Origin of the sequence: Streptomyces phyllanthi (assembly GCF_009377205.1) — a bacterium.
In the GTDB taxonomy this organism is placed as follows: Bacteria; Actinomycetota; Actinomycetes; order Streptomycetales; family Streptomycetaceae; genus Streptomyces; species Streptomyces phyllanthi.
In genome coordinates, this window is sequence record NZ_VJZE01000586.1 from 1 (window position 1) to 4,783 (window position 4,783).

Annotated in this window: 3 protein-coding genes and 2 rRNA genes; 4 read left to right on the forward strand and 1 reads right to left on the reverse strand. The window is 70.9% G+C overall.

The window, feature by feature from the left end; all coding sequences use genetic code 11:
- From FNH04_RS41400 to FNH04_RS46980, 3 genes are all read left to right on the forward strand, one after another.
- Positions 1-106 (forward strand): 23S ribosomal RNA (locus FNH04_RS41400); the annotation flags it as partial.
- 105 nt (positions 107-211) lie between these two features.
- A 5S ribosomal RNA gene (gene rrf, locus FNH04_RS41405) occupies positions 212-328 on the forward strand.
- A 1,253-nt stretch (positions 329-1,581) separates the two neighbouring features.
- Complete coding sequence (locus tag FNH04_RS46980; RefSeq protein ID WP_228031930.1) at positions 1,582-2,352, forward strand: tetratricopeptide repeat protein; 771 nt, start codon at positions 1,582-1,584, stop codon at positions 2,350-2,352.
- A gap of 64 nt (positions 2,353-2,416) precedes the next feature.
- Here FNH04_RS46980 and FNH04_RS41415 read toward each other — a convergent pair whose 3' ends face one another.
- Positions 2,417-3,709 (reverse strand): DUF1015 family protein, encoded by a 1,293-nt coding sequence (locus FNH04_RS41415; RefSeq protein WP_152791386.1) that lies wholly within the window; start codon positions 3,707-3,709, stop codon positions 2,417-2,419.
- Positions 3,710-3,791: 82 nt separating this feature from the next.
- On the opposite strand from FNH04_RS41415, the gene FNH04_RS41420 reads away from it, so the two are divergent.
- On the forward strand, positions 3,792-4,783 hold a 992-nt coding region (locus tag FNH04_RS41420), incomplete at its 3' end, for an HAD hydrolase-like protein (protein WP_152791387.1).

The window sequence follows — 4,783 nt, forward strand, 5'->3', positions numbered from 1 at the left end:
CTTGATGGGGTAAGGCTCCCAGTAGACGACTGGGTTGATAGGCCGGATATGGAAGCACGGTAACGTGTGGAGTTGACCGGTACTAATAGGCCGAGGGCTTGTCCTCAGTTGCTCGCGTCCACTGTGTCAGTTCTGAGACAACGAACAGTTGTCGGCTTTGAGCGGAACAGACAATTGAAGAGTGTGCTTGTTCGCTCGAAACCAGTAGGGTTTCGGTGGTCATAGCGTGAGGGAAACGCCCGGTTACATTCCGAACCCGGAAGCTAAGCCTTACAGCGCCGATGGTACTGCAGGGGGGACCCTGTGGGAGAGTAGGACACCGCCGAACAATCTTTGGAGGACCCCTGGTCCCAGCGTTCAGCTGGGACCAGGGGTCCTTTTGTTTTTCCGGAGCGCACCGGGTACTCGGCTGCGCAAGAATGACTGCGGTACCGAAGACAGGAGTCACCGATGTCCACCAACTCTCCCGACGAGCGACCGGAGCGCGACCAGCGCCGCCGGGACAGTGGTGACCGCGGTGAGCGTGGCGGGTATCGCGGAGGCCCGCGCCGCGACAACGACCGTGGAGGTTCTGGGCGTCGCGATGATCGGCGTGACGGTGACCGTGGTGGCTTCCGCCGTGATGGCGACCGGAGCGGCTTCCGTCGTGACGCTGACCGCCGTGACGATCGCCGGGGTGACGATCGCGGTGACCGTGGTGGATTCCGTCGTGACGACAACCGCGGTGACAACCGTGGTGGCTACGGTCGGCGCGACGATCGCCGAGAGGGAGACCGGGGAGCGCGTCCGGGGTTCCGCCGTGACGACCGCGGTGAGCGTGGCGAACGGAGTGACCGGGGTGATCGCGGTGACCGTGGTGGGTTCCGCCGTGATGACAGCCGCGGTGGCTACGGTCGGCGCGATGACCGCCGGGACGATCGGCGTGACGACCACCGGGATGACCGCCGCGATGGCCGTAGGGACGGAGACCGTGGTGGGTTCCGCCGCGACGACCGTGATCGTGGGTTCCGTCGTGACGACCGCGGTGAGCGCGGCGAACGGAGCGACCGGGGTGAGCGCGGTGGGTTCCGACGTGACGACCGCGGCGAACAGGGCGAGCGTGGTGACCGCGGAGGATTCCGCCGCGACGACCGGGGTGACCGCAGTGGGTTCCGCCGTGACGACCGCAGTGAGCGTGGTGACCGTGGGGGGTTCCGCCGCGACGACCGGGGTGACCGTGGAGGATTCCGGCGTGATGACAGCCGTGGTGGGTTCCGCGGGCGCGATGACCGCAGGGAGGATCGGCGTGACGACCGGCGGGACGACCGACGCGATGGTGACCGTTCCGGATTCCGGCGGGACGACCGTGGTGAGCGCGCGGAGCGGGGACAGCGCCCTGAGCGTGGTGGCTTCCGGCGTGATGACAGCCGTGGTGAGCGCGGTGGTTCCCGCGGCCGTGACGACCGTGGCCGCGGGCCCCGGCGCGACGACCGTGGAGGTCGGCCCAGTGGGCCCGGTGGGTTCCGTGGTCGCAGCGACGACCGGCGTGGCGGTGGGCGTTTCCGCGACGAGCGGGAGAGGGACCGCGAGCCGATCAAGCGGCTGCCGATCCCCGAGGACGTCACGGGCGAGGAGATCGACAAGGACGTACGGCAGGAGCTGCAGAGCCTGCCCAAGACGCTCGCCGACGATGTCGCCAAGAACCTGGTGATGGTCGCCAAGCTCATCGACGAGGACCCCGAAGGCGCGTACGGCTACTCCAGGGTGGCTCTGCGGCTTGCCTCGCGGGTCGCCGCCGTACGGGAGGCGGCCGGCTTCGCCGCGTACGCGAACCAGAAGTACAGCGAGGCCCTCGCCGAGTTCCGGGCAGCGCGGCGGATGACCGGGAACATCGACCTGTGGCCCGTCATGGCGGACTGCGAGCGTGGTCTCGGGCGGCCCGAGAGGGCGCTGGACATGGCCGGGGCGCCCGAGGTGCACAAGCTGGACAAGGCCGGGCAGGTCGAGATGCGGCTCGTGGCGGCCGGTGCCCGGCGGGACATGGGGCAGCTGGACGCGGCCATCGTGACCCTGCAGAGCCCCGAGCTGGCCTCCAACGCCGTACAGCCGTGGACCGCGCGTCTGCGGTACGCGTACGCGGACGCGCTCCTCGCGGCCGGGCGTGAGAGCGAGGCGCGTGAGTGGTTCGCCAAGGCCGTCGAGGCCGACAGGGACGGCAGCACGGACGCCTCCGACCGGCTCGCGGAGATCGACGGCGTCGAGTTCGTCGACGCCTTCGACGAGAGCGAGAGCGACAACGGGAACGGGAACGGGAACGAGGGTGAGGCTCAGGACGGTCATGCCGCGGACGGTTCTGAGGACGGCGTGAGCTGACCTCTGTTCGTGAAGGGCATGAAGGGGCGGGATCCGTGACGCACGGGTCCCGCCCTTTCGTCTGTCAGATCTCCAGGGCCCTCAGGACCAGGCCCGACGCCGGCTTCGGGCCGAACGACGTCGATTTGCGGGGCATGGTGACGCCCTGACGGGCGAGGTCGCGGACGACCTCCTCGCGGACCGGGTGCAGCAGGACCGCCGTCCCGCCGTCCCGCTCCGCCTTCTCGACGGTGGCCTTCGCGTCGTGGATGTAGGCGATGTGCGCGGGAGAGTCCTCGGGGATGTGCCACACATGGTCGAGGAGCGTGGCGTGCAGGACCGTCGCGTCCAGGGTGCGCCAGGCCGCCGGGTGGCCGGTGGGGACCGTACGGGCCAGGAGGTCCGGGGCCGGGTGGTCGAGGAGGTGGAACGAGCCGTCGCCGGCGAGGAGGAAGGCGTTGCCCGCGCAGGCCGCGTCGGCCAGGGTTTCCAGGGCCTCGGGAAGCGGGACGTCGAGGCGGGTCACCCGGAAGTGGCCCGCCACCGCGGACAGTGCCTCGGATATGGGGAGTTGGTGCAGGAGGCGGTGGATCGCGCGGACGCGGAGCGGATAGCGGACCGTGTCGACCAGGAGGACCAGGCCGTGGTCCCACGCGCTGGGGGAGGGGTGCTCCGCGCGTAGACGCAGATACGTCGCCCAGCGGTGGTGGCCGTCGGCGATCAGGGCCTGGTGGTGGTGGAGGTCCGTCCGGATCTCGCTGAGTTCGGCCGGATCCGTCACCCCCCAGAGGCGGTGGTTGAAGCCGTCCTCGGTGGTGGTGGAGAGGAGCGGCGGGCGCTCGCAGACCCGTTCGATGACGGCCCCCGCGCCGGTCTCCGAGTAGCTGCCGCGGTATGTCAGCAGTAGGGGTTCGAGGTTGGCGCGGGTGGCGCGCATCAGCGCCGCGCGGTCGTCCACCACATGCGGCATGACGTCCTCGTGCGGGAGGACCACACCGTTCGCCCGCTCCGGCAGGCGCAGGGCGCCGATGACGCCGCGTTGCAGCATGCCGCCGCCGCGCTGCTCGTACACGTACAGGCCGGGTTCCGCGTCCGCGACCAGGACGCCGGCCGAGAGCCAGCGGCGCAGGGTGGCCGCCGCCTGCTCGTTGCGGGCCGCGGGCGTGGTGGCCTGGGGGAGGATCAGGCGGACGATGTTGTGCGGGTCCGCCGACTCCAGATGGAGCAGACCGTCGGGGCGTACGACCACGTCGTACGGCGGGGACGTCACGGCGGCCAGGCTGCCGACCCGGTCGGGGTCGTAGCGAAGACCCCGGAACGGGGACAGCTCGAGGCCGCTGCGCGCCGGAGGCTCCTCCTCGGGACCTGCATAGTTCATTGAGGCATCGTAAGTGTGTCCGTGGCATGCGGGATGATCGGAGGCAGAGATCGGACGGCGATCGACCGAGGAGCGATGTGCAATGAGCCAGACCGTCAGGACGCGGCCCGAGGGGAGTGGGCAGCCCCTGAGCGAGGCGTACGACACGGCGCTGCTCGATCTGGACGGGGTGGTGTACGCGGGCGGGAGCGCGATCGCGTACGCCGTGGAGTCGCTCCGTACAGCCCGTGCGGGCGGGATGCACCTTGCGTACGTCACCAACAACGCGCTGCGGACGCCGAGTACGGTGGCCGTGCATCTGACGGCGCTTGGGGTGCCGGCCGAGGCGGACGACGTCATCACGTCGGCGCAGGCCGTGGCCCGGCTCATCAGCGAGCAGGTGCCCGCCGGCGCGCGTGTGCTGGTGATCGGCGGTGACGGGCTGCGGGTGGCGCTGCGGGAGCGGGGGCTGGAGCCCGTGGAGTCCGCCGATGACGATCCGGTGGCGGTGGTGCAGGGGTACGGCGGTCCCGAGCTGCCGTGGGGGCGGTTCGCCGAGGCCTGCTATGCCATCGCGCGCGGGGTGCCGTGGTTCGCGTCCAACACCGATCTGACGATCCCGAGTGCGCGGGGTATCGCGCCGGGGAACGGGGCGGCGGTGGAGGTCGTACGCATCGCCACCGGCGCCGAGCCGCAGGTGGCGGGCAAGCCGCTGCCGCCGATGCACCGGGAGACGATCCTGCGTACGGGTGCCGAGCGCCCGTTGGTGATCGGGGACCGGCTGGACACGGACATCGAGGGGGCGTTCAACGGCGCGGTGGACTCGCTGCTGGTGCTGACCGGGGTCACCGACGGAGCGCAGCTGCTGGCCGCGCCGCCGCAGCACCGGCCGACGTATGTCGACGCGGATCTGCGGGGGTTGCTCACCGGGCAGCCCGAGGTGGTCGCGGCGGGCGACGGGGCCGGCGGGTCCGACGGGTCGGGCGGGGCCGATGGGTTCCGTTGCGGTGGCTGGACGGCGACGGCCGGGGACGGGCGGCTGGAGCTGGAGGGCGAGGGCGAGGTGCTCGACGGACTGCGCGCGCTGTGCGCGGC